The organism is Rhodoferax sp. GW821-FHT10B06 (genome assembly GCF_059415605.1).
In genome coordinates, this window is record NZ_JBWKNO010000026.1 from 1 (window position 1) to 18,719 (window position 18,719).

Here is an 18,719-nt window from a genome sequence, read left to right on the forward strand (position 1 = left end):
GTTTCTGTTCTTTCCCATCCCGCGTCAAACGCACGATGTGCATTTGACGATGACACGCTTTTGTTAGCCGCTCTAAGGCAAAGTCCAAGTCACCGCCCGCCTTCGGAGGCAGCGGAACCAGTTCGCTGAAGTTGGCGTGGTGCCCCGCTAGCGTTTCCTCAAATCTTCGTGAAGTTAATGGCTGCCAGCGGCCCGAAGGGCAACTGCGCAAGTGGACCGCCGACATCGAGCGTGCCGAGATCCACCGCGAAAAAACCCATCGCCTCCAGTAGTTTGCGTACTTCGGCTTTTGCAGCGGCATCGTCCCCTGAATAGAACTGAACCCGTTGGCCACCTGCCAGCGCAGGCTGCGTCAGCACTTGCACGTCCAGGTGATTGAGCGCCTTGACGACCCGGGCTCCGGGCACAAATTCGCTGAATACCTGGCTGGAATATTTATGGCCGAGATCAACGGCCTTGATGCCCCAGGCGGCAAGCGGATTGCTCGAGTCCTTTGCATCGGGCGAGTTGGGGTCAAGGAACTCGACCGGGTTGCTGCCGTCAATGACGATACGGCCATTCCAGGCCGGCAGACCGCCCAAAGCCGTGCCCAGATCCGTCCAGCGCACGGCCACCAGCACGATGTCTGCACGGGCCGCTTCGTCGACGCTGACAGCCTGGATGGAAGGCCCCGTTTCTGCGATAAGGGACGCCAGCGAGTCGGGGCCACGCCGATTAGAAATCATGGCAGACACGCCATTCTTCGCCAGTGCGCGCGCCACGTTGGAGCCGAGTGCGCCAGAACCAATAATGCCGATATTCATTTCATTTTTCCGTTGTGTATTGGGGGCGTAAAGAGTTCAAACCATCAGCGCCCCCGGGGCTGATGGATACGATTGGTTTATGTAAAAGGTCGCGGGGTTACAGCTCTATCAGGTCGATGCGCCTTCACGCCGCAAGCGTGCGCCGATGCGCTGAATCTCCGCCTCGCCCTGCGCCAGCGCTTCTCTGCTCGTATGGACCGAGTAAGAGCCCATCACCAGTTCATGCGGATGCGGGGCAGCGGACCCCAGCACAAAGCGCGTGTCATCCTGCGCGACAAAATCAATGGGCTGACTTGACTGCTCGAATGCGACAAGCTCACCCGCGCCAATAGCGTCACCTGCGGTCAATTGGCCAACGGCTACGGCAACCCACGCCACGGTGTGGCCGTCGGGCGGCGTGTACCGCCACCGCTCGCCCGCGCGCAACTGAACAGAGAGATAGGTCATGGCTGCAGGCGAAGCAATGGCACTCTGCGCAGCGCCATAACGCCCCAGCAACACGCGCGCCGGCCCCTCCTGGGACACCTGCGAAGGCGCTAGGTACTGGCTATAGGCGGGCGCGCTCTCCACCATTGCGGGCAAGGCGACCCACAGCTGAAATCCGCGGCCGGGCGTGTCGCCAACCGGCGCACCGGTGTGCCAGACACCGCTGCCGGCCTGCATCCACTCCACGCCTCCGGCCAACAGCACGCCGGCCTTGCCTGTGGAGTCCTCATAGCGCACATCGCCTTCCGCCATGAAGGTCAAGGTGGCAATGCCGGAATGTGGGTGCATCCCGAAGACCTGCCCTTTGGCGCCAGGCTGGAAGTGGACCAGGTCAAGAAAGACAAAGGGCTTCAAGACCCGGCCGAGATCCCCTGGGCTCATCAGCCGTGTAATCGGCCCATGCGTAGTACCGCGTGTGCGGTACGCAATGGCGCGGTGCGGGGTGTCAACTGCGGCGCTCATAACGCGCTCTTTGCCGTCTTGGGTACGGTTGAAATCATGGTTTGCCTTTTGCATGGTGTCTGATGCCTGTAGCTTAGGCATGGCCTCATTGGATTACTAGACAGTTCAATGGGATTACACTCATCCAAAAATTGGAGCAATTAGCCATGCTGGACCTCAACGACGTAGCCATGTTTGTGCAGGTGGTGCGTTGCGGCAGCTTCGCCGAGGCATCACGGCGATTGGGCATACCACCCAACACGCTCAGCCGCCGCGTGCAACAACTCGAAGCGCACCTCGGCACCCGGCTGATGCAGCGCTCCACCCGCAACCTGACCCTCACCAGCGCGGGGCAAGCTTTCCACGACCGGTGCGCGGATGCTGTGGATGGTCTGGTGGATGCCGGGCAGGACTTGCTGCTGGGCAGCCAGGAGGCTAGCGGCCTGGTACGTGTAGCCGCGCCGGCAGATTTCTTCGACTTCTTTCCGGTGGAGTGGCTGACCGCATTTCTGGCGTCGCATCCCCGGGTCCGTGTGGACTTCGTGCTCAGCGATGCGCGGGCCGACCTGATCGCCGACCGCATCGACGTTGCGATCCGGGGCGGGCCGCTGGAAGACTCCGGCTTGTTCGCACGGAAGGTGCTGGATGCAGGCCTGGACGCGCTGGTCGCCAGCCCCTCCTACCTCGCGGCACGGGGTGCTCCGGCCACACCAGAGGAGCTGCAGCACCACGACTGCCTGGTATTCGGACATCCTAGCGGCCAGGCCACTTGGCGCTTGTCAGGCCCCGACAAGGCCGAGGTGGAAGTTCAGGTGTCCGGCCGTTTCAGCGGCAATACCGCGCAGGCACTGCGCAAAGCCACCTTAGCAGGACTAGGCATCGCGCTGCTGCCGTCCACCCTGACCCGGCGTGAGCTGCGAACCGGCCTGCTCGTGCCGGTGCTCCCCCAATACCATCGCGCTGGCCACGGCGTGAACCTGGTGTATCCCAGCCGGCGCCATCTACCGCTCGCGGTGTCGCTATTCATTGATCTGGTGATAGACAAACTAGGTGCGGTTGAAGAGTTGCCCGCAACGGCTTCATGCAACGCCTGATTGACGGCCGCATGGGCTGAATGCCGGCATGAATGGAGCCAGATGCATAACAAAAAAGCCGCACAGCGCACATAGAAACTGCACAACCAGCTATTGAATCAATCGCAATTGAAGCACTGACTTTTTGCTGGGCAGCGCATCCCTACGACTACCATGCGCCACGCCTACCGCCTTGCCGATACTCTCGCTCCGCTTGGAAGCGGGTGAAGATGCCTTCGGTGTCGGCTGCCTGTGTAGCCTGTGCTCACTGGCGTTTTTTGTCCATGCAGCTGGTGCGCAAGAACTGGCCTGCGACAAAAATATCGCGCTCTATAGCACGGCGCACAGCGCTGCTGTCGCGTTGTGCCAGGGCGCGCACCAAGTCGTCATGGGCGTCATTGAGCACCGCGCTAGCCTCGGGTGTGTCGAACAGGCGGTTGGAAATAGGCCCCGCACGCAGCCACAAGGTGTCTATCAGCTGAAAAAGCAGCGGTGAGCCCGCCGCCTTGTACAGCAGCACGTGAAAATTTTCGTTGATGTCCAGGTAACGCTTGGAGTCGCCAGCTTGCAGCGCTGCATCCATCTCCTCGCTCCAGCACTGCATCTGCGCCACCTGCGCGGGCTCCAAGCGCAGGCAGCCGCGCTCGGCAGCCTCCCCTTCAAGCAGCATGCGCATTTGCAGCAGGTCGTCGAACTCCGGCATCGACAGGCGCGGCACCGCCACCCCGGCGTTGGGAATATTGACCAAGGCCCCTTCTGCAGAGAGGCGTTGCAACGCCGCGCGCACCGGCATCTGGCCCACGCCCATGTCCGCGGCCACGGTGCGGATCTTCAGCCTCTCACCCGGCAAAAAGCGCCCCACCGTGATCCACTGGCGCAAGGTGCTGTAGATCTGATCCTGGTGGGTGCTGGTGGCCGGGGTAGTGGTAGCGAGTAGGTCCGTAACGCTCATGGTGCTAGGTTGATAGCCTGCGCTCAGGCCAAAGTCCAGCATCATATGGGCTAGGGGCCACTGCGGCGGCAGCGCCTAGCTAGAAAGCCATTTAATGCGCCACTTCTTGCAGGCCGACAAGTCAGGCTGACGCCCTGCTAAGCCAGTGCTCGCCAGCGGGTGCGCGGTGGGAATGGGGTCTGGATGAGACGTGGACCGGCGCACACCAGCGTCAAGGACCTTTGCTTTCTTGCAGACAGTTGCCGCCGTCCACCACCATCATTTGGCCGGTGATATAGCTGGCGCCCGGGCTGGCCAGAAACGCCACCATGCAGGCCATTTCAGTGGCGCTGCCCGCCCGGCCCATGGGCGTATAGCGGGACGCCAAGGCTTCCGCCTCGGTTTGTGAACCAGTAGCCACCCAGCCAGGGGCCAGGTTGTTGATGGTGATGCTGTGCTGCGCCACCTCCAGCGCGATGGCGCGACTCATGCCCACTATGGCGGCCTTGGCGGCGCAGTAAGCAGCCTCGCCCGGGTTGCCCACCAAGGGCCCGGTGACAGAGCTGACATTGATGATGCGCCCGTGGCGACGGGCCACCATACCGGGCAGGCAGGCACGCGTGACATTCACACAGGTGCCCAGGTTGCGCGCTAGGTCCAGGTCCCAGTCACTTAGGGTGGTGTCCGCGAACACGGCGAAGCGCTCGGCCGAACCCTCCATGGCCATGCCCGCGTTATTGACCAGGATGTCGATCCGGCCAAAGTCAGCCTCTACAGCGGCCACCAGCGCGGCTGTGGCAGCACGGTCGGTCAGGTCGGCTTGGTAGCCACGTGCGGTATGGCCTGCGGCACAGAATTCAGCCGCACGGATGTGGATACGCGGGCCGGTGGCCGCAATGGCCACGCGCGCGCCCAGCTCGGCCAGCAGCCGGGCGGTAGCCAGGCCAATACCCTGCTCGGCCCCGGCGCCAGTGACCAGAGCCACCTGGCCATGCAGGGAGAACAGCGGGTGCGCGGTGTACGAGCGCCGCGGCTCAAACGGCAATGGTTTCACGGATAAAGCCGTCCACGGCAGCCACCAGTCGGTCCACGTCGACTGCGGTGGTGTCAGGACACACCAGCATCATGTTGTGAAAGGGCGTGATGATCAGGCCGCGGTTGAGCAGGTAGAGGTGGATGTTTTGTTCCAGTGCCGGGTCCAAAATGGCGTCGGCCTCACTACCGTTGCGCGGCGGCGTGGGGGTGAACTGGAATTCAGTGCGCGCGCCGACTTGCGTTACGCACCAGCCCAGACCGTGACGGGCAATAAGCCCACGCAAGCCATCCGCCAGACGTTCGGCCAGGCCAAACATATGTGCATAGGCTGCATCAGTCATCACTTCCGAAAGATTGGCGCGCATCGCCGCCATGGTCAGCAAGTTGGCAGTCAGCGTAGTGCCAATGCCACTGTGCCCGGGAGGAGCGTTGCGCTTGGCCGCTTCGGCGCGCGCAGCGGTTTCTGCGCTGAAGCCGTAGACCGCACAGGGCACACCGCCTGCCACAGGCTTGCCCACCACGAACAAGTCGGGCTGCAGGCCGTGCGCACGGGTGTAGCCACCGGGGCCGGAGCTAATAGTGTGGGTTTCGTCGATCAGCAGCAAGGTGCCGTAGCGGCGGCACAGCACTTGGGCGGCCTCCCAGAAGCCGGGCTCGGGCAGCACCATGCCAATATTGGTCATGGCGGGCTCGGCCAGCAGGCAGGCCACTTGGCCATCGGCCAGGGCAGCTTCCAGCGCTGCCAAGTCGTTGAACTCCACGCTGCGCGTGGTGCGGGTGATGTCCACCACCTGGCCCAGCAGGCTGTCGCGGGTGCGCGGCAGGCCACCCACCAAGTCCACAAACACATCGTCGACGGTGCCGTGGTAGCAGCCATTAAAGATCAGTATCTGCGTGCGTCCAGTGAGCGCTCGCGCCCAGCGGATGGCAAAACGGTTGGCGTCCGACGCTGACAGCGCAAACTGCCACACTGGCATGCCAAAACGGCGCGCCAGCTCTTCGGACACCCACACGCCGTCTTCGCTCGGCAGCATGGTGGTGATGCCGCGTGCGGCCTGCGCCGCTACTGCGCGAGCCACAGGGGCGGGGCTATGGCCGAACATGGTGCCGGTGTCGCCCAGGCAGAAGTCCACATAGTGGTGGCCATCCACATCGGTGAGGCGCGCGCCGCGCGCTTCGGCCACATGCATCGGATAGGGTGTGGACCAGTCGTTCATCCAGTGCATGGGCACACCGAACATCAAGTGGTCTTTGGCGCGGTCAGCCAACGCGCGGGAGGCAGGGTTGCTCGCTGCATAGTGGGCGCGTTCCCGCGCACGCACGTCGTTCAGCCGTTGGGGGTCCAGGGTTTTGTAAGTGACAGTCATAGCGGAGTGCAAGAGTCAGAAAAATCAGATAAAGGAGACGTGCGAACTCACACCAGCAAGAGCAAGTGCTCGCGTTCCCACGAGCTGATCACGCGGTTGTAAGTAGCATATTCCAGCTCTTTGACAGCGCAGAAGGCATCGACAAATCCGGTGCCCAGCACCTCACGCAGTGGTGCGCTGGCGCGCATGGATTCAATGGCGTCTTCCAGGTGGCGTGGCAGCTCATGGTTGACGTTCCAGGCGCTGTCGGTGGTAGGCGCGCTAGGCGTCAGGCCCTCGGTCATGCCCAGCAGACCACAGGCCAGGGTGGCGGCCATGGCCAGGTAAGGATTCACGTCCACGCCGGGCACCCGGTTTTCCACACGGCGGTTGGCGGGGCTGGAGTTGGGCACGCGGATGCCGCAGGTGCGGTTGTCGTGGCCCCAGCGCACATTAATGGGCGCCGACATGAAGGGTGAAAGGCGGCGATAAGAGTTCACATAGGGTGCAAACATCGGCATGAGCTTGGGGATGTAGGTCTGCAGACCTGCAATGCATTGGGCAAAGTAGGAACTGGCAGAACCGTCGGGCAGACTGAACAGGTTGTTGCCATCCTTGTCCAAGATACTTTGGTGGATGTGCATGGCGCTACCCGGCTCTTGTTCCATGGGCTTGGCCATGAAGGTGGCAAAAATGCCGTGGCGCAGGGCCGTTTCGCGTACGGTGCGCTTGAAAAGGAATACGCGGTCTGCCAAGTCCAGCGCATTGCCATGGCTGAAATTGATTTCCATCTGGCCAGGGCCAGCCTCATGGATCAGTGTCTCCACGCCGAGCCGGTGCTGCTCGCAGAAGCTGGAGAGCTCCATGAAGAATGGGTCGAAATCGTTGACCGCATCAATGGAGTAGCTTTGGCGGCCGGCCTCGGGCTTGCCAGTGCGGCCTAAGGGTGGCTGCAGCGGCTCGTGGGGGTTCTGCTGGCGTGCGACCAGATAGAACTCCATCTCGGGTGCAACCACCGGCCTCCAGCCGCGCTCTTCGTATTGCTTGAGCACCCGGCGCAATACGCCGCGCGGGGATATCTCGACGGTACTGCCGTCCCATTCTTGGCAGTCGTGAATGACCACAGCCACAGGCTCGGCGGCCCAGGGCACGATACGCACGGTGCTGGCATCGGGGATGCAGAGCATGTCCGGGTCGGTGTCACCCACAAACGGGCCGTTGTCGGGTTGCTGGCCATTCACGGTGTTGAGCAGCACGCTCTTGGGCAAGCGCATCTCACCCGCAGCCAGAAACAAGTCGCGCGGCAGGATCTTGCCGCGGGCAATCCCGGTCATATCGGGGATCACACACTCCACCTCGTGGATGCGGTGCGTGATCAGGAAATCTTCAATAGGCGAGGTAGTCGACATGGCCGTATCTGTTCATGGAAATACGGCCATCTTACTTCGAAAGTCAAATTTGTGATCACAAATTAACAAAAAACTCAATAAATCAAATTTAAAGCGATTAATGTGATCTCAAATTAAAAATGCAGGCCACCCCTACCCCACTCCTGGATGCAGGCACGTCACACAACGACCATCGCCACGCCCACTGGGGCAGCCCACTGTGGACAACTCCGATCAGCTACTAAAAGCAACGATGGCCCCTGTTATGCCGGCCCACTGAGTCTTCTGAAGCTCAGAGCTTCTCGGTCTCGCCGGTCTTGGGCTGCCACTTCATCAGCCGGGACTCAATTCGGCCCACCAGGCTGTCCAACGCCAGAGCAAAAACCGTCAACACCACAATGCCGGCCATCACAGTGTTGATGTCAAAGCTGCCCTCGGCCTGCAAGATCAGGTAGCCCACACCTGCGCTGGAGCCCAGGTATTCGCCCACCACCGCGCCCACAAACGCCAGGCCAACCGAGGTGTGCAGCGAGCTGAATACCCAGCTGGTGGCGCTGGGCAGGTACACATGGCGCAACAGCTGACGCCGGTCAGCCCCCAGCATGCGCGCATTGGCCAGCACCACGTGGCTGACCTCCTTAACGCCCTGGTACACATTGAAAAACACAATGAAAAACACCAGCGTGACACCCAGGGCCACCTTGGAGCCCATGCCCAGGCCAAACCACACCGAGAAAATCGGCGCCAAGATGATGCGCGGCATGGCATTCATGGCCTTGATATAGGGCTCCAAAATAGCCGATGCCATGGGCGCCAGCGCCAGCCACAGGCCGCCCGCCAGGCCTAGGCCGGAGCCAATGGCAAATGCCATCAGCGTCTCGGCCAGGGTAATGCCAAGGTGCTTGTAAATATCGGCATCCACCACAAACCAGGCCCATATGCGCTTGCCCACCTGCAGTGGCTCGCCAAAGAAGAACGCCGCCTGGCTCTCGCTGTTGAACAGCATTGGCGGGATCAGCCCCGGCGCCGTCATCACAAACCAAAACACACATAGCAGCACCAGGAGCACCAGCTGCCAGATCCACAAATTGCCGCGGCGCGGCTTCAACCATGTCCACATGTGCTGTATGCGCGCTTTATGCCGCCGTAAGTTGTTGTCGGTAGCCCTTGAGCACCTCTTCGCGCAACACGGCCCAGATGGCCTGGTGGAGCTCGATGAAGCGGGGCGTCATCTTGACCTCGGCCACGTCGCGCGGTCGCTCGATGTCAATCACAAAGTCGCCAATCGGGTGGCTGCCGGGGCCGGCGCTCAGCACCACCACCCGGTCGCTCATGGCGATAGCCTCGTCCAGATCGTGGGTGATGAACAGCACTGCCTTCTTTTTGGATTGCCACAGCGCCAGCAGCTCGTTTTCCATGAGCTGGCGCGTCTGGATATCCAGCGCGGAAAAAGGCTCGTCCATCAGAATGATGTCCGGGTCGAGCACCAGGGTCTGCGCCAGGCTCACGCGCTTGCGCATGCCACCGCTCAGTTGGTGCGGATAGCGGTCGCCAAAACGGCCCAGGCCCACGCGGCGCAACCATTCTTCAGCTTGCGCGCGCGCCTGGCCTTGCGGCACGCCGTGGAACTCCAGCCCAGCCATCACATTGGCCAGCGCGGTACGCCAAGGCATCAGACTCTCGGCCTGAAACATATAACCAGCACGCCGGTTCAGCCCATTCAGTGGTTCGCCAAACACCTTTACCGCACCGGCGCTGGGTGGCAGCAAGCCGGCCCCTACATTCAGCAGAGTGCTTTTGCCGCAGCCGGTAGGGCCGACCACGCTGACAAATTCACCCGCGCCCACCGACAGCGTCACGTCCTGCACGGCGGTGTAGCGTTGAGCCGGGTTGTTGCGGTCCGTGAATGTGCAGGCAACGCCCTGCAGTTCAAGCGCAGCTGCCATGTCAGCCTTTGGGGTATTTAGCATTGGCCTTTTTGACGAACTCATTGGTGTAGATGGCGTTCAGGTCCATCTTGGCGCTGCCCAGTTTTTCATCCACGCTGACCATTGCCTTATAGGCGGTCTCGGCCCCCTTGGGCGGGATCATGCCGTCGGGTGACAGCGCGTTTTGTGCGGCCAGGAAGCCATCGATATAGACCGCCCGATCACCCAGCAGATAGCTTTCAGGCACGACCTTGATGATCTCACCTGCGCTCGCACTGCGAATCCACTTGTCGGCCCGCACCATGGCATTGGTCAAGGCCTGCACGGTGTTGGGGTTCTTGTCCAGAAAGCTTTGCGGTGCGTACAAGCAACCGGCTGGCATGGGGCCCGCGAAGACTTTTTCTGCCTCGGCAACATTACGTGTATCGGTCACGATCTTCAGGTCGCCCGAGCGCAGCAGCAGGGTGATGACCGGGTCCAGGTTGCTCACCGCGTCGATTTGCCCCGACCGCATGGCAGCCACCGCGCCACTGCCTGCACCCACACCGATGAAGCTCACGTCGCCGGGTTTCAAGCCCGCCTTGGCCAGCACATAGTTGACCATGATATTGGTGGAGCTGCCCGGCGCCGTCACGCCGATTTTCTTGCCCTTGAGGTCGGCCACCGACTTGAAGTTAGGCATGGTTTTGGGGTTGATACCCAGCACGATCTGCGGTGCCAAGCCTTGCAGCACAAAGGCACGCATGGGCTGGCCTTTGGCCTGCATGACAATCGTGTGCTCGAACGCACCTGACACCACATCGGCGCTACCGCCAACCACCGCCTGCAGCGCTTTGGAGCCACCGGCAAAGTCCACGATGGTCACATCCAGCCCCTCGGCCTTGAAGTAGCCGCGCTGCTCCGCAATGGTCAGTGGCAGGTAGTAAAAGAGGTTCTTGCCACCCACAGCCAGCGTCACAGCGGGCTTCTCCAGGGCTTGTGCAGAGGCCCACCGGGGTACGGCAGCCGCGGCCATACCGCCAAGGGCACCAGCGATCAGTTCGCGTCTTTGCATACTTTTGTCTCCAAGGGTGTAAATCAACAGGCGGCTTCGTGAATGGCAGCTCTCACATCATCATACAACTTGCTAAATAGCCCTCAGTCCTTGCTCATCAAGGGGGATAAGCTATCAAAATCATTGTGTTGAATGCTGCAACCGGGCGCGATCGCGAAGTGCTGCGCGCACTATGTCCAGGTACTGCGCTGCGTGCGCGAGTAAGGCGAGGAACAAGTGGTTTGCGACGGCCGATCTGAACGAAGGTCCGATCATCAAGCAGGCACTGGAGCGGATGGAGGAGTACGCGGGAGGTCTGGACGCACTGCGGCGCCAAGTCAATTCGGGCAATGTGCGCTGGGATGTGGCTGACATGACCTTGTCCGCATGGACTGGCAAATGAGCGTGGGCCCTGCAGCATCGCTGATCTATATCAATATCCTGGCCCGTGTGGATGCGTAATCTAGAGGCTCCCGATCGGAGTCGTCACCATGATCCTTGGACAATCCTTCCCGCACATCACCACGCACCTCGCCCGCTTGGTGAAATTACAAGAGCCAGGTTCTTCCTGCGCCAATTGCGCGAGCAACGGTTGGTGCAATCAGCCGCCCGACAAGCTATGCGAGGAGCGGCTCCTCCAGATGTGCCCGGCCGATCAGAAGCGGTTTTGCACACCGGCTGCCCGAGCCACCTGCTAACACGGCCCAGAAACAAAAATGCCGGACCTCAGGCCCGGAATTTTTTTGTTCTGCTCAGGTCGGGCTGCGCGTGCGACCAGTCCGTGCAGATCAACAACGCGCTTCTTGGGTGCGCCAGCCTCAAACGCTGCATAGCGTGGCTCCCGACCACTTACGCTGACGTCACAGGCCCTGATAGCACCACCTTCGCCATGGCCGTCACCGCCGCCCACCGTAGCGAATTCGGTGCCAGCACGCCGCAGTACCAATGCCGGTGCGTGCGTGGTGGAGGCATCCATTGGGCGATGCAATCAAGCAACTCAAGCGGCGTGAGCACCAGTTCACCGCTGTACCTATCGGACGGCAGTGGCCAGCTGCGGCCTCTGCCATGCGACGGGCGTCGCACGAAGGGCAGACGCCATGACCTTTGCCGGAGAAGGCAAAAAGGTAGTCTTGCCCACACAATCAATCCAAAGTAAAAAAGCCGCGCAGCCCAATTGGAATCTGCGCGGCCAGCTACTGAATCAGTAGCAATCTCAGGCTAGCAACTTACTTGCGGGCCGGCGGCACGTCGGTGCAGCTGCCGTGCGCAATCTCGGCTGCCATGCCGATGCTTTCGCCCAGCGTGGGGTGCGGGTGGATGGTTTTGCCGATGTCCACTGCGTCTGCGCCCATCTCGATCGCCAGGGCGATCTCGCCGATCATGTCGCCGGCGTGGGTGCCGACCATGCCGCCGCCGAGAATCTTGCCGTGGCCGTGGGCCTCTGGAGAATCGTCAAACAGCAGCTTGGTGACGCCTTCGTCGCGGCCATTGGCGATGGCGCGGCCGGAGGCGTTCCAGGGGAACAGGCCCTTCTTGACCTTGATGCCTTGGGCCTTGGCCTGATCTTCAGTGAGGCCAACCCAGGCCACTTCGGGGTCGGTGTATGCCACGCTGGGGATCACCCGGGCGTTGAAGGCGGCAGCGGCCAGCTCGGCATTGCCTTGCAGTTCGCCGGCAATCACTTCGGCCGCCACGTGCGCTTCGTGCACCGCCTTGTGGGCCAGCATGGGCTGACCGACGATGTCGCCGATGGCGAAGATGTGCGGCACGTTGGTGCGCATCTGGATGTCGACGTTGATGAAGCCACGATCGGTGACGGCCACGCCGGCCTTCTCGGCGGCGAGCTTTTTACCGTTGGGCGTGCGGCCCACGGCTTGCAGTACCAGGTCGTAGACCTGGGGTGCGGGCGCGGTGCCGCCCTCTTCCGCCGACGCAAACGTGACTTCAATGCCTTCAGGCAAAGCGCGTGCGGACACGGTCTTGGTCTTCAGCATGATGTTGTCGAAGCGCGGTGCGTTCATCTTTTGCCAGATCTTGACCAGGTCGCGGTCGGCGCCCTGCATCAGGCCGTCGAGCATTTCCACCACGTCCAGGCGGGCGCCCAGTGTGCTGTAGACCGTGCCCATCTCTAAACCGATGATGCCGCCGCCCAGGATCAGCATGCGCTTAGGCACTTCCTTGAGCGCCAGGGCGCCGGTGCTATCCACCACGCGCGGGTCGTTCGGCATGAAGGGCAGGCGCACGGCTTGGGAGCCGGCGGCGATGATGGCCTTCTTGAAAGCGATGGTCTGGCTCTTGCCTGTTTGTTCCTGGCCTTCGGCACCGGTGGTTTCGGCCACTTGCAGATGGTTGGCGCCGACGAACTGGCCCAGGCCGCGCACGATGGTGACCTTGCGCATCTTGGCCATGGCGGCCAGGCCGCCGGTCAGCTTGCCGATGACCTTTTCCTTGTGGGTGCGCAGCTTGTTGATGTCCACCGTGGGGGCACCAAAGTCCACGCCCAGGGCAGCCATATGGCTGACTTCGTCCATCACGGCGGCCACGTGCAGCAGCGCCTTGGAGGGGATGCAACCCACGTTCAGGCAGACGCCGCCCAGGGTGGCGTAGCGCTCGACCAGGATGACCTTCAGGCCCAGATCGGCTGCACGGAAGGCGGCGGAATAACCGCCGGGGCCGCCGCCGAGAACCACCACGTCACACTCCAGGTCGGCAGTGCCGCCGAAGCTGGTTGCCGTGGGTGCAGGCGTGGATGCTACAGAAACTGCAGCTGCTGGCGCAGGCGCTGCCTGCGCTGGGGCCGGTTTTGGCTCAGATGCCGGGGCGGCAGCCGCACCAGCGACTTCCAGTTCCAGCACGACCGAACCTTGCTTGACCTTGTCGCCCAGCGCGACTTTCAGCGCGGTGACCACGCCACCGTGGCTGGACGGGATTTCCATCGAGGCCTTGTCGCTCTCCACGGTGATCAGGGACTGGTCGGCTTTGACGGTGTCGCCCACCTTGACCATCAGTTCGATGACGGTGACTTCGTCGAAATCGCCGATGTCGGGGACTTTGATTTCTAGGGATGCCATTGTTGAGATCTCCACTTATTTTTTCAGTTTGAGCGTGTACACGTCGACCGGACCGCCCGAGTTCTTGTCGAATTCACAAGCCGCTTGCACACCCAACGCCGCCAGGTCGCGCGCGGATTTGGAGCTGCCCCAGCTGGCATGCAGCGCACCCAGCGCGAAGCTGCGGCCCGAGCCTATGCACCAGAATTCCTTGAACTCGAAGACTTCGCGGTAGCTGTACAGCCCATAGATGCCAGAGTTGTTGGCCACCAGCACGCTGAACTGGCTGGACTCGTAGGGGTCGTTGTCTTCTTCCTTGGTTTGCAGAAAGAAGCCCTCTTTGAGCACCGGGTGCAGCTTGGTGAAGGTGGTGAACACCTCGTCCTTGCTGTGCAGCAGCAGCTGGTCTTGCGGCAGCGCGGCCATGGCCATGCGCAGCGCGGGGAAGTGCGCCACAGTACCGGCCATGCCGATGAAACTCACCCCCGCCGGGGTCTCGACTCGGAAGATCTTGCTGTTGTCTTCAAAGCGTTGGCCCAGGCGGGTGTCGCCGAAGGTCACCAGCGTGTCGGCAGCGATAGCTACCTGGCCGGCTTTCTTGACCACGACGACGGTGGTCATTTACAGCAGCACTCGGCGGAAGTCGGTCAGCACCTGGCCGAAGTACGCGTTGAAGCGGGCTGCGGCAGCACCGTCGATCACGCGGTGGTCCCAGCTCAGCGACAGCGGCAGCATCAGCTTGGGTACAAAGGCCTTGCCGTCCCACTTGGGTTCGATCTGGCTCTTGCACACGCCCATGATGGCGACTTCAGGCGCGTTGATGATGGGGGTGAAGTACCGCCCACCAATGCCGCCCAGGCTGGAGATGGTGAAGCAGGCGCCGCTCATGTCGGCCGGGCCCAGCTTACCGTCGCGCGCCTTCTTGGCCAGGTCGCCCATTTCTTGGGAAATCTGGATCACGCCCTTCTTGTCGGCGTCCTTGATCACGGGTACCACCAGGCCATTCGGCGTGTCTGCCGCGAAGCCGATGTTGAAGTACTGCTTCATCACCAGTTGGTCGCCGTCCAGCGAGCTGTTGAACTCGGGGAACTTCTTCAGGGCTGCCACGCTGGCCTTGATCATGAAAGCGAGCATGGTCAGCTTGATGCCGGCCTTCTCGTTTTCCTTGTTCATGCTGACGCGGAAGGCTTCGAGTTCGGTGATGTCGCAGTCGTCGTGGTTGGTAACGTGCGGAATCAAAACCCAGTTGCGGTGCAGGTTGGCACCACTGATCTTCTTGATGCGCGACATGTCCTTGCGCTCGACCGGGCCGAACTTGCTGAAGTCCACCTTGGGCCAGGGCAGCAAGCCCAGGGCCTCGCCACCGCCGCCGGCGGCAGCCTTGGGTGCTGCTGCGGCCTGAGCCTTGGTTTGGGCCGTGCCCGCCATGACGGACTTGGTGAAGCTTTGCACGTCGGCATCGGTGATGCGGCCCTTGCGGCCCGTACCCTTGACTTCGTCCAGCGGCACGCCGAGTTCGCGGGCGAACTTGCGCACCGATGGCGACGCGTGCGGCAGGCCGCCAGTGGGCGCCACGGTGGGGTTGTGCGCAGCAGGTGCGGCAGCGGCAGCCACCACAGGAGCCGCAGCTGCAGCAGCCACGGGAGCGGCGGCGGGCGCTGGTGCGGCGGCAACAGCGGCAGCTACCGGTGCAGCTGCAGCGGGCGCAGCAGCTGCCACGCCTTCCAGCACAGCCAGCAGGTCGCCGATGTTGACGGTGTCGCCCAGCTTGACCTTCAGCTCTTTGAGCACGCCGGCAGCGCTGGACGGGATTTCCATCGAGGCCTTGTCGGACTCTACGGTGATCAGCGATTGCTCTTGCTTGATGGTGTCGCCAACCTTGACCATGACTTCGATGACGGTCACGTCCTTGAAGTCGCCAATGTCGGGTACGAAGATCTGGATCGGGCCTGCAGCGGCGGGCGCTGCAGCAGGGGCTGCTACAGGAGTTGTAGCTGCTGGCGCAGGTGCTGCCTGCGCGGCAGCCGCTTTTGGTGCTTCAGCTGCAGGTGCGGCGGCGGCGCCACCGGCGACTTCCAGCATCACCACCAGCGAGCCTTGCTTGACCTTGTCGCCCAGGGCGACTTTCAATTCTTTCACCACGCCAGCCGCGCTGGACGGGATTTCCATCGAGGCCTTGTCGCTCTCTACCGTGATCAACGACTGGTCAGCCTTGACGGTGTCGCCGGGTTTGACCATCAGCTCGATCACCGTCACCTCGTCAAAGTCCCCGATATCGGGGACATGAATTTCAATCAATGCCATGTTTGTGTCTCCAAAGATGCGGACAGGACCGGGGTGACCGGTCCTGCGAGGTGAGTGTTTAAGCGTAGAGCGGGTTGATCTTGTCGGCCTGGATGCCGTACTTGGCGATCGCCTCTGCCACCTTGGCAGCCGGCACCGTGCCGTCTTCGCTCAGCGCCTTTAGCGTAGCCACCACGATGTAGTGGCGGTTCACTTCAAAGTGCTCGCGCAGTTTGCTGCGGAAGTCGCTGCGGCCAAAGCCGTCGGTGCCCAGCACCTTGTAGGTACGGCCCTTGGGGATGAACGGACGGATCTGCTCTGCGTACGCCTTCATGTAGTCGGTGGACGCAATAACCGGGCCGGTTTGGCCTGCCAACTGCTGGCCAACGAAGCTGACGCGTGGGGTTTCCAGCGGGTGCAGCAGGTTGAAGCGCTCGGCATCCTGGCCGTCGCGGGTCAGCTCATTGAAGCTTGGGCAGCTCCAGACGTTGGCGGACACGCCCCACTCTTTTTCCAGCAGCTCTTGCGCAGCAATCGACTCGCGCAGGATGGTGCCCGAACCCAGCAGTTGTACAACGCCCTTGCCGTCGGTGGCCGGCTTGCACAGGTACATGCCCTTGATGATCTGCTCTTCGGTGCCGGCGGTCAGGCCTGGCATGGCGTAGTTTTCGTTCAGCAGGGTCAGGTAGTAGTAGACGTTGTCCTGCTTCTCGACCATGCGCTTCAGGCCATGGTGCAGGATGACGGCCACTTCATGCGCAAACGTCGGGTCGTAGCTGATGCAGTTCGGAATCGTGCCGGCCATGATGTGGCTGTGGCCGTCTTCGTGCTGCAGGCCTTCGCCGTTCAGCGTGGTACGGCCCGACGTGCCGCCCAGCAGGAAGCCGCGGGCTTGCATATCGCCCGCTGCCCAGGCCAGGTCGCCAATGCGTTGGAAGCCGAACATCGAGTAGTACACATAGAACGGCACCATGATGCGGTTGCTGGTGCTGTAGCTGGTAGCCGCAGCGATCCAGCTGGCCATGCCGCCGGCTTCGTTGATGCCTTCTTGCAGAATCTGGCCGGCCTTGTCTTCCTTGTAGTACATGACCTGGTCTTTATCGACCGGGGTGTACTGCTGGCCCGCGGGGTTGTAGATACCGATCTGGCGGAACAGACCTTCCATACCAAAGGTACGGGCTTCGTCCACCAGGATTGGCACCACGCGGGGGCCCAAGGCCTGGTCGCGCAGCAGCGTGGTCAGGAAGCGCACATAGGCCTGGGTGGTCGAAATTTCACGGCCTTCTGGCGTGGCTTCGATCACCGACTTGAAGGTTTCCAGCGCAGGCACGGTGAAGCTCTCGTCGGCCTTGGTGCGGCGGTGTGGCAGGTAGCCGCCCAGGGCCTTGCGGCGCTCGTGCAGGTACTGCATTTCCGGGGTGTCGTCGGCCGGCTTGTAGAACGGGATCTCGGGCAGCTGGCTGTCTGGAATTGGAATGTTGAAGCGGTCACGGAAGATTTTGATGTCTTCGTCGGTCAGTTTCTTGGTCTGGTGGACGTTGTTCTTGCCTTCACCGCTCTTGCCCATGCCAAAGCCCTTGACGGTCTTGATCAGCAGCACGGTCGGTTGGCCGGTGTGGTTGACGGCCTTGTCGTAGGCTGCGTAGACCTTTTTCGGGTCGTGGCCGCCACGCTTCAGGGCGAAGATTTCGTCGTCGCTCATGTGGGCGACCATTTCCAGCGTGCGCGGATCGCGGCCGAAGAAATGCTTGCGCACGTAGGCACCGTCGTTGGCCTTGAAGGCCTGGTAATCGCCGTCCAGCGTGTCCATCATCAGCTTTTTCAGCGCGCCGTCCTTGTCGCGGGCCAGTAGGCTGTCCCACTCGCTGCCCCACAGCAGCTTGATGACGTTCCAGCCAGCACCGCGGAACTCGCCTTCAAGCTCCTGGATGATCTTGCCGTTGCCGCGCACCGGGCCGTCCAGGCGCTGCAGGTTGCAGTTGACCACGAAGATCAGGTTGTCCAGGTTTTCACGCGCGGCCAGGCCGATGGCGCCCAGGGATTCGACTTCGTCCATTTCGCCGTCGCCGCAGAACACCCATACCTTGCGGTTGGCGGTGTCGGCAATGCCACGGGCGTGCAGGTATTTCAAGAAACGGGCTTGGTAGATGGCCATCAGCGGGCCCAGGCCCATGGACACCGTGGGGAACTGCCAGAACTCGGGCATCAGCTTGGGATGCGGGTAGCTGGACAGGCCCTTGCCGTCGACTTCCTGGCGGAAATGCAGCAGTTGGTCTTCGGTCAGGCGACCTTCGAGGTAGGCGCGGGCGTAGACACCGGGCGACACATGGCCCTGGATGTACAGGCAGTCGCCGCCGTGGTTTTCGCTCTCGGCATGCCAGAAATGGTTGAAGCCGGCGCCAAACATATGGGCCAGCGAAGCGAAGGAGCCGATGTGACCACCCAGGTCACCGCCGTCTACCGGGTGGTGGCGATTGGCCTTGACCACCATGGCCATGGCGTTCCAGCGCATGTAGGCGCGCAGGCGTTCTTCGATTTCGATATTGCCAGGGCAACGGGCTTCATGCTCGGGGGCGATGGTGTTCACATAGCCGGTGTTGCCGGAGAAAGGCATGTCTATGCTTTTCTGACGTGCATGTTCCAGCAGCTGCTCCAACAAAAAGTGCGCCCGCTCCGGACCTTCACTCTCAATCACAGCGGACAAGGCGTCCATCCATTCGCGGGTCTCCTGGCTGTCCGCATCCGTCGTGGCGGCTCCAAACAGGCTCTCAGGTACAGCTGACATGCTTTGTCTCCTATGTTGGGAAGAGGTATTTTGAGGGGTTGACGCATTTTTTTGAGCGACCTGTCTATTTTTGCACAAAAGTTTTTCATTTTCAATATGTGAATATTGATTTCATAATGTGATTTAAAAGCGCTTTA

At 61.8% G+C, this 18,719-nt stretch carries 15 protein-coding genes; 2 read left to right on the forward strand and 13 right to left on the reverse strand.

Features of this window, described 5'->3' with window-relative positions:
- Positions 1-158: 158 nt before the first annotated feature.
- Positions 159-803: an NADPH-dependent F420 reductase gene (locus tag AC07O2_RS24950; RefSeq protein ID WP_495234827.1), complete on the reverse strand. Its 645-nt coding sequence runs from the start codon at positions 801-803 to the stop codon at positions 159-161.
- 108 nt (positions 804-911) lie between these two features.
- Positions 912-1,751: a pirin family protein gene (locus tag AC07O2_RS24955; protein ID WP_495234861.1), complete on the reverse strand. Its 840-nt coding sequence runs from the start codon at positions 1,749-1,751 to the stop codon at positions 912-914.
- Between the two features lie 146 nt (positions 1,752-1,897).
- On the opposite strand from AC07O2_RS24955, the gene AC07O2_RS24960 reads away from it, so the two are divergent.
- Positions 1,898-2,824, forward strand: a complete 927-nt coding sequence (locus AC07O2_RS24960) for a LysR family transcriptional regulator (protein ID WP_495234828.1) — start codon at positions 1,898-1,900, stop codon at positions 2,822-2,824.
- A gap of 244 nt (positions 2,825-3,068) precedes the next feature.
- Here AC07O2_RS24960 and AC07O2_RS24965 read toward each other — a convergent pair whose 3' ends face one another.
- The 7 genes from AC07O2_RS24965 to AC07O2_RS24995 all read right to left on the reverse strand — a co-directional run bounded on the left by AC07O2_RS24965 (position 3,069) and on the right by AC07O2_RS24995 (position 10,446).
- The gene (locus tag AC07O2_RS24965) at positions 3,069-3,755 is read right to left on the reverse strand and encodes a GntR family transcriptional regulator (RefSeq protein WP_495234829.1); all 687 of its coding nucleotides are present in this window, start codon (positions 3,753-3,755) and stop codon (positions 3,069-3,071) included.
- A gap of 211 nt (positions 3,756-3,966) precedes the next feature.
- Positions 3,967-4,788 (reverse strand): SDR family oxidoreductase, encoded by an 822-nt coding sequence (locus AC07O2_RS24970; protein ID WP_495234830.1) that lies wholly within the window; start codon positions 4,786-4,788, stop codon positions 3,967-3,969.
- Positions 4,769-6,136 carry an aspartate aminotransferase family protein gene (locus AC07O2_RS24975; protein WP_495234831.1) on the reverse strand — a complete coding sequence of 456 codons (1,368 nt, stop codon included), beginning with the start codon at positions 6,134-6,136 and terminating at the stop codon, positions 4,769-4,771. Before AC07O2_RS24975 ends, AC07O2_RS24970 begins: the two co-directional genes overlap by 20 nt.
- A 47-nt stretch (positions 6,137-6,183) precedes the next feature.
- Entirely contained in the window at positions 6,184-7,524 is a 1,341-nt protein-coding gene (locus tag AC07O2_RS24980) for a glutamine synthetase family protein (protein ID WP_495234832.1), read from the reverse strand.
- A 271-nt stretch (positions 7,525-7,795) separates the two neighbouring features.
- A complete protein-coding gene (locus AC07O2_RS24985; protein WP_495234833.1) occupies positions 7,796-8,623 on the reverse strand; it encodes an ABC transporter permease in 828 nt (275 codons plus the stop codon).
- Between the two features lie 16 nt (positions 8,624-8,639).
- Complete coding sequence (locus AC07O2_RS24990; protein WP_495234834.1) at positions 8,640-9,449, reverse strand: ABC transporter ATP-binding protein; 810 nt, start codon at positions 9,447-9,449, stop codon at positions 8,640-8,642.
- Position 9,450: 1 nt separating this feature from the next.
- Entirely contained in the window at positions 9,451-10,446 is a 996-nt protein-coding gene (locus AC07O2_RS24995) for an ABC transporter substrate-binding protein (protein ID WP_495234862.1), read from the reverse strand.
- 211 nt (positions 10,447-10,657) lie between these two features.
- Here AC07O2_RS24995 and AC07O2_RS25000 point away from each other — a divergent pair, with 211 nt between their 5' ends.
- A complete protein-coding gene (locus AC07O2_RS25000; RefSeq protein WP_495234835.1) occupies positions 10,658-10,867 on the forward strand; it encodes a hypothetical protein in 210 nt (69 codons plus the stop codon).
- Between the two features lie 823 nt (positions 10,868-11,690).
- Here AC07O2_RS25000 and lpdA read toward each other — a convergent pair.
- From lpdA to aceE, 4 genes are read right to left on the reverse strand one after another with little or no spacing between them, the layout of a single operon-like run.
- A complete protein-coding gene (lpdA, locus tag AC07O2_RS25005; protein ID WP_495234836.1) occupies positions 11,691-13,535 on the reverse strand; it encodes a dihydrolipoyl dehydrogenase in 1,845 nt (614 codons plus the stop codon).
- Between the two features lie 15 nt (positions 13,536-13,550).
- Entirely contained in the window at positions 13,551-14,135 is a 585-nt protein-coding gene (locus tag AC07O2_RS25010) for an MFS transporter (RefSeq protein ID WP_495099250.1), read from the reverse strand.
- Positions 14,136-15,818 (reverse strand): dihydrolipoyllysine-residue acetyltransferase, encoded by a 1,683-nt coding sequence (gene aceF, locus AC07O2_RS25015; RefSeq protein WP_495234837.1) that lies wholly within the window; start codon positions 15,816-15,818, stop codon positions 14,136-14,138.
- A gap of 58 nt (positions 15,819-15,876) precedes the next feature.
- A complete protein-coding gene (gene aceE / locus AC07O2_RS25020) occupies positions 15,877-18,582 on the reverse strand; it encodes a pyruvate dehydrogenase (acetyl-transferring), homodimeric type (RefSeq protein ID WP_495099252.1) in 2,706 nt (901 codons plus the stop codon).
- Positions 18,583-18,719: the final 137 nt, after the last annotated feature.

Bases quoted from the DNA above. Each gene is read 5' to 3' on its own strand.
- AC07O2_RS24950 (WP_495234827.1), bottom strand. From the start codon at position 803: ATGAATATCGGCATTATTGGTTCTGGCGCACTCGGCTCCAACGTGGCG.
- AC07O2_RS24955 (WP_495234861.1), bottom strand. From the start codon at position 1,751: ATGAGCGCCGCAGTTGACACCCCGCACCGCGCCATTGCGTACCGCACA.
- AC07O2_RS24995 (WP_495234862.1), bottom strand. From the start codon at position 10,446: ATGGCCGCGGCTGCCGTACCCCGGTGGGCCTCTGCACAAGCCCTGGAG.
- aceF (WP_495234837.1), bottom strand. From the start codon at position 15,818: ATGGCATTGATTGAAATTCATGTCCCCGATATCGGGGACTTTGACGAG.
- AC07O2_RS25000 (WP_495234835.1), top strand. From the start codon at position 10,658: ATGTCCAGGTACTGCGCTGCGTGCGCGAGTAAGGCGAGGAACAAGTGG.
- AC07O2_RS24975 (WP_495234831.1), bottom strand. From the start codon at position 6,136: ATGACTGTCACTTACAAAACCCTGGACCCCCAACGGCTGAACGACGTG.
- lpdA (WP_495234836.1), bottom strand. From the start codon at position 13,535: ATGGCATCCCTAGAAATCAAAGTCCCCGACATCGGCGATTTCGACGAA.
- AC07O2_RS24980 (WP_495234832.1), bottom strand. From the start codon at position 7,524: ATGTCGACTACCTCGCCTATTGAAGATTTCCTGATCACGCACCGCATC.
- AC07O2_RS24985 (WP_495234833.1), bottom strand. From the start codon at position 8,623: ATGTGGACATGGTTGAAGCCGCGCCGCGGCAATTTGTGGATCTGGCAG.
- AC07O2_RS25010 (WP_495099250.1), bottom strand. From the start codon at position 14,135: ATGACCACCGTCGTCGTGGTCAAGAAAGCCGGCCAGGTAGCTATCGCT.
- aceE (WP_495099252.1), bottom strand. From the start codon at position 18,582: ATGTCAGCTGTACCTGAGAGCCTGTTTGGAGCCGCCACGACGGATGCG.
- AC07O2_RS24990 (WP_495234834.1), bottom strand. From the start codon at position 9,449: ATGGCAGCTGCGCTTGAACTGCAGGGCGTTGCCTGCACATTCACGGAC.
- AC07O2_RS24965 (WP_495234829.1), bottom strand. From the start codon at position 3,755: ATGAGCGTTACGGACCTACTCGCTACCACTACCCCGGCCACCAGCACC.
- AC07O2_RS24960 (WP_495234828.1), top strand. From the start codon at position 1,898: ATGCTGGACCTCAACGACGTAGCCATGTTTGTGCAGGTGGTGCGTTGC.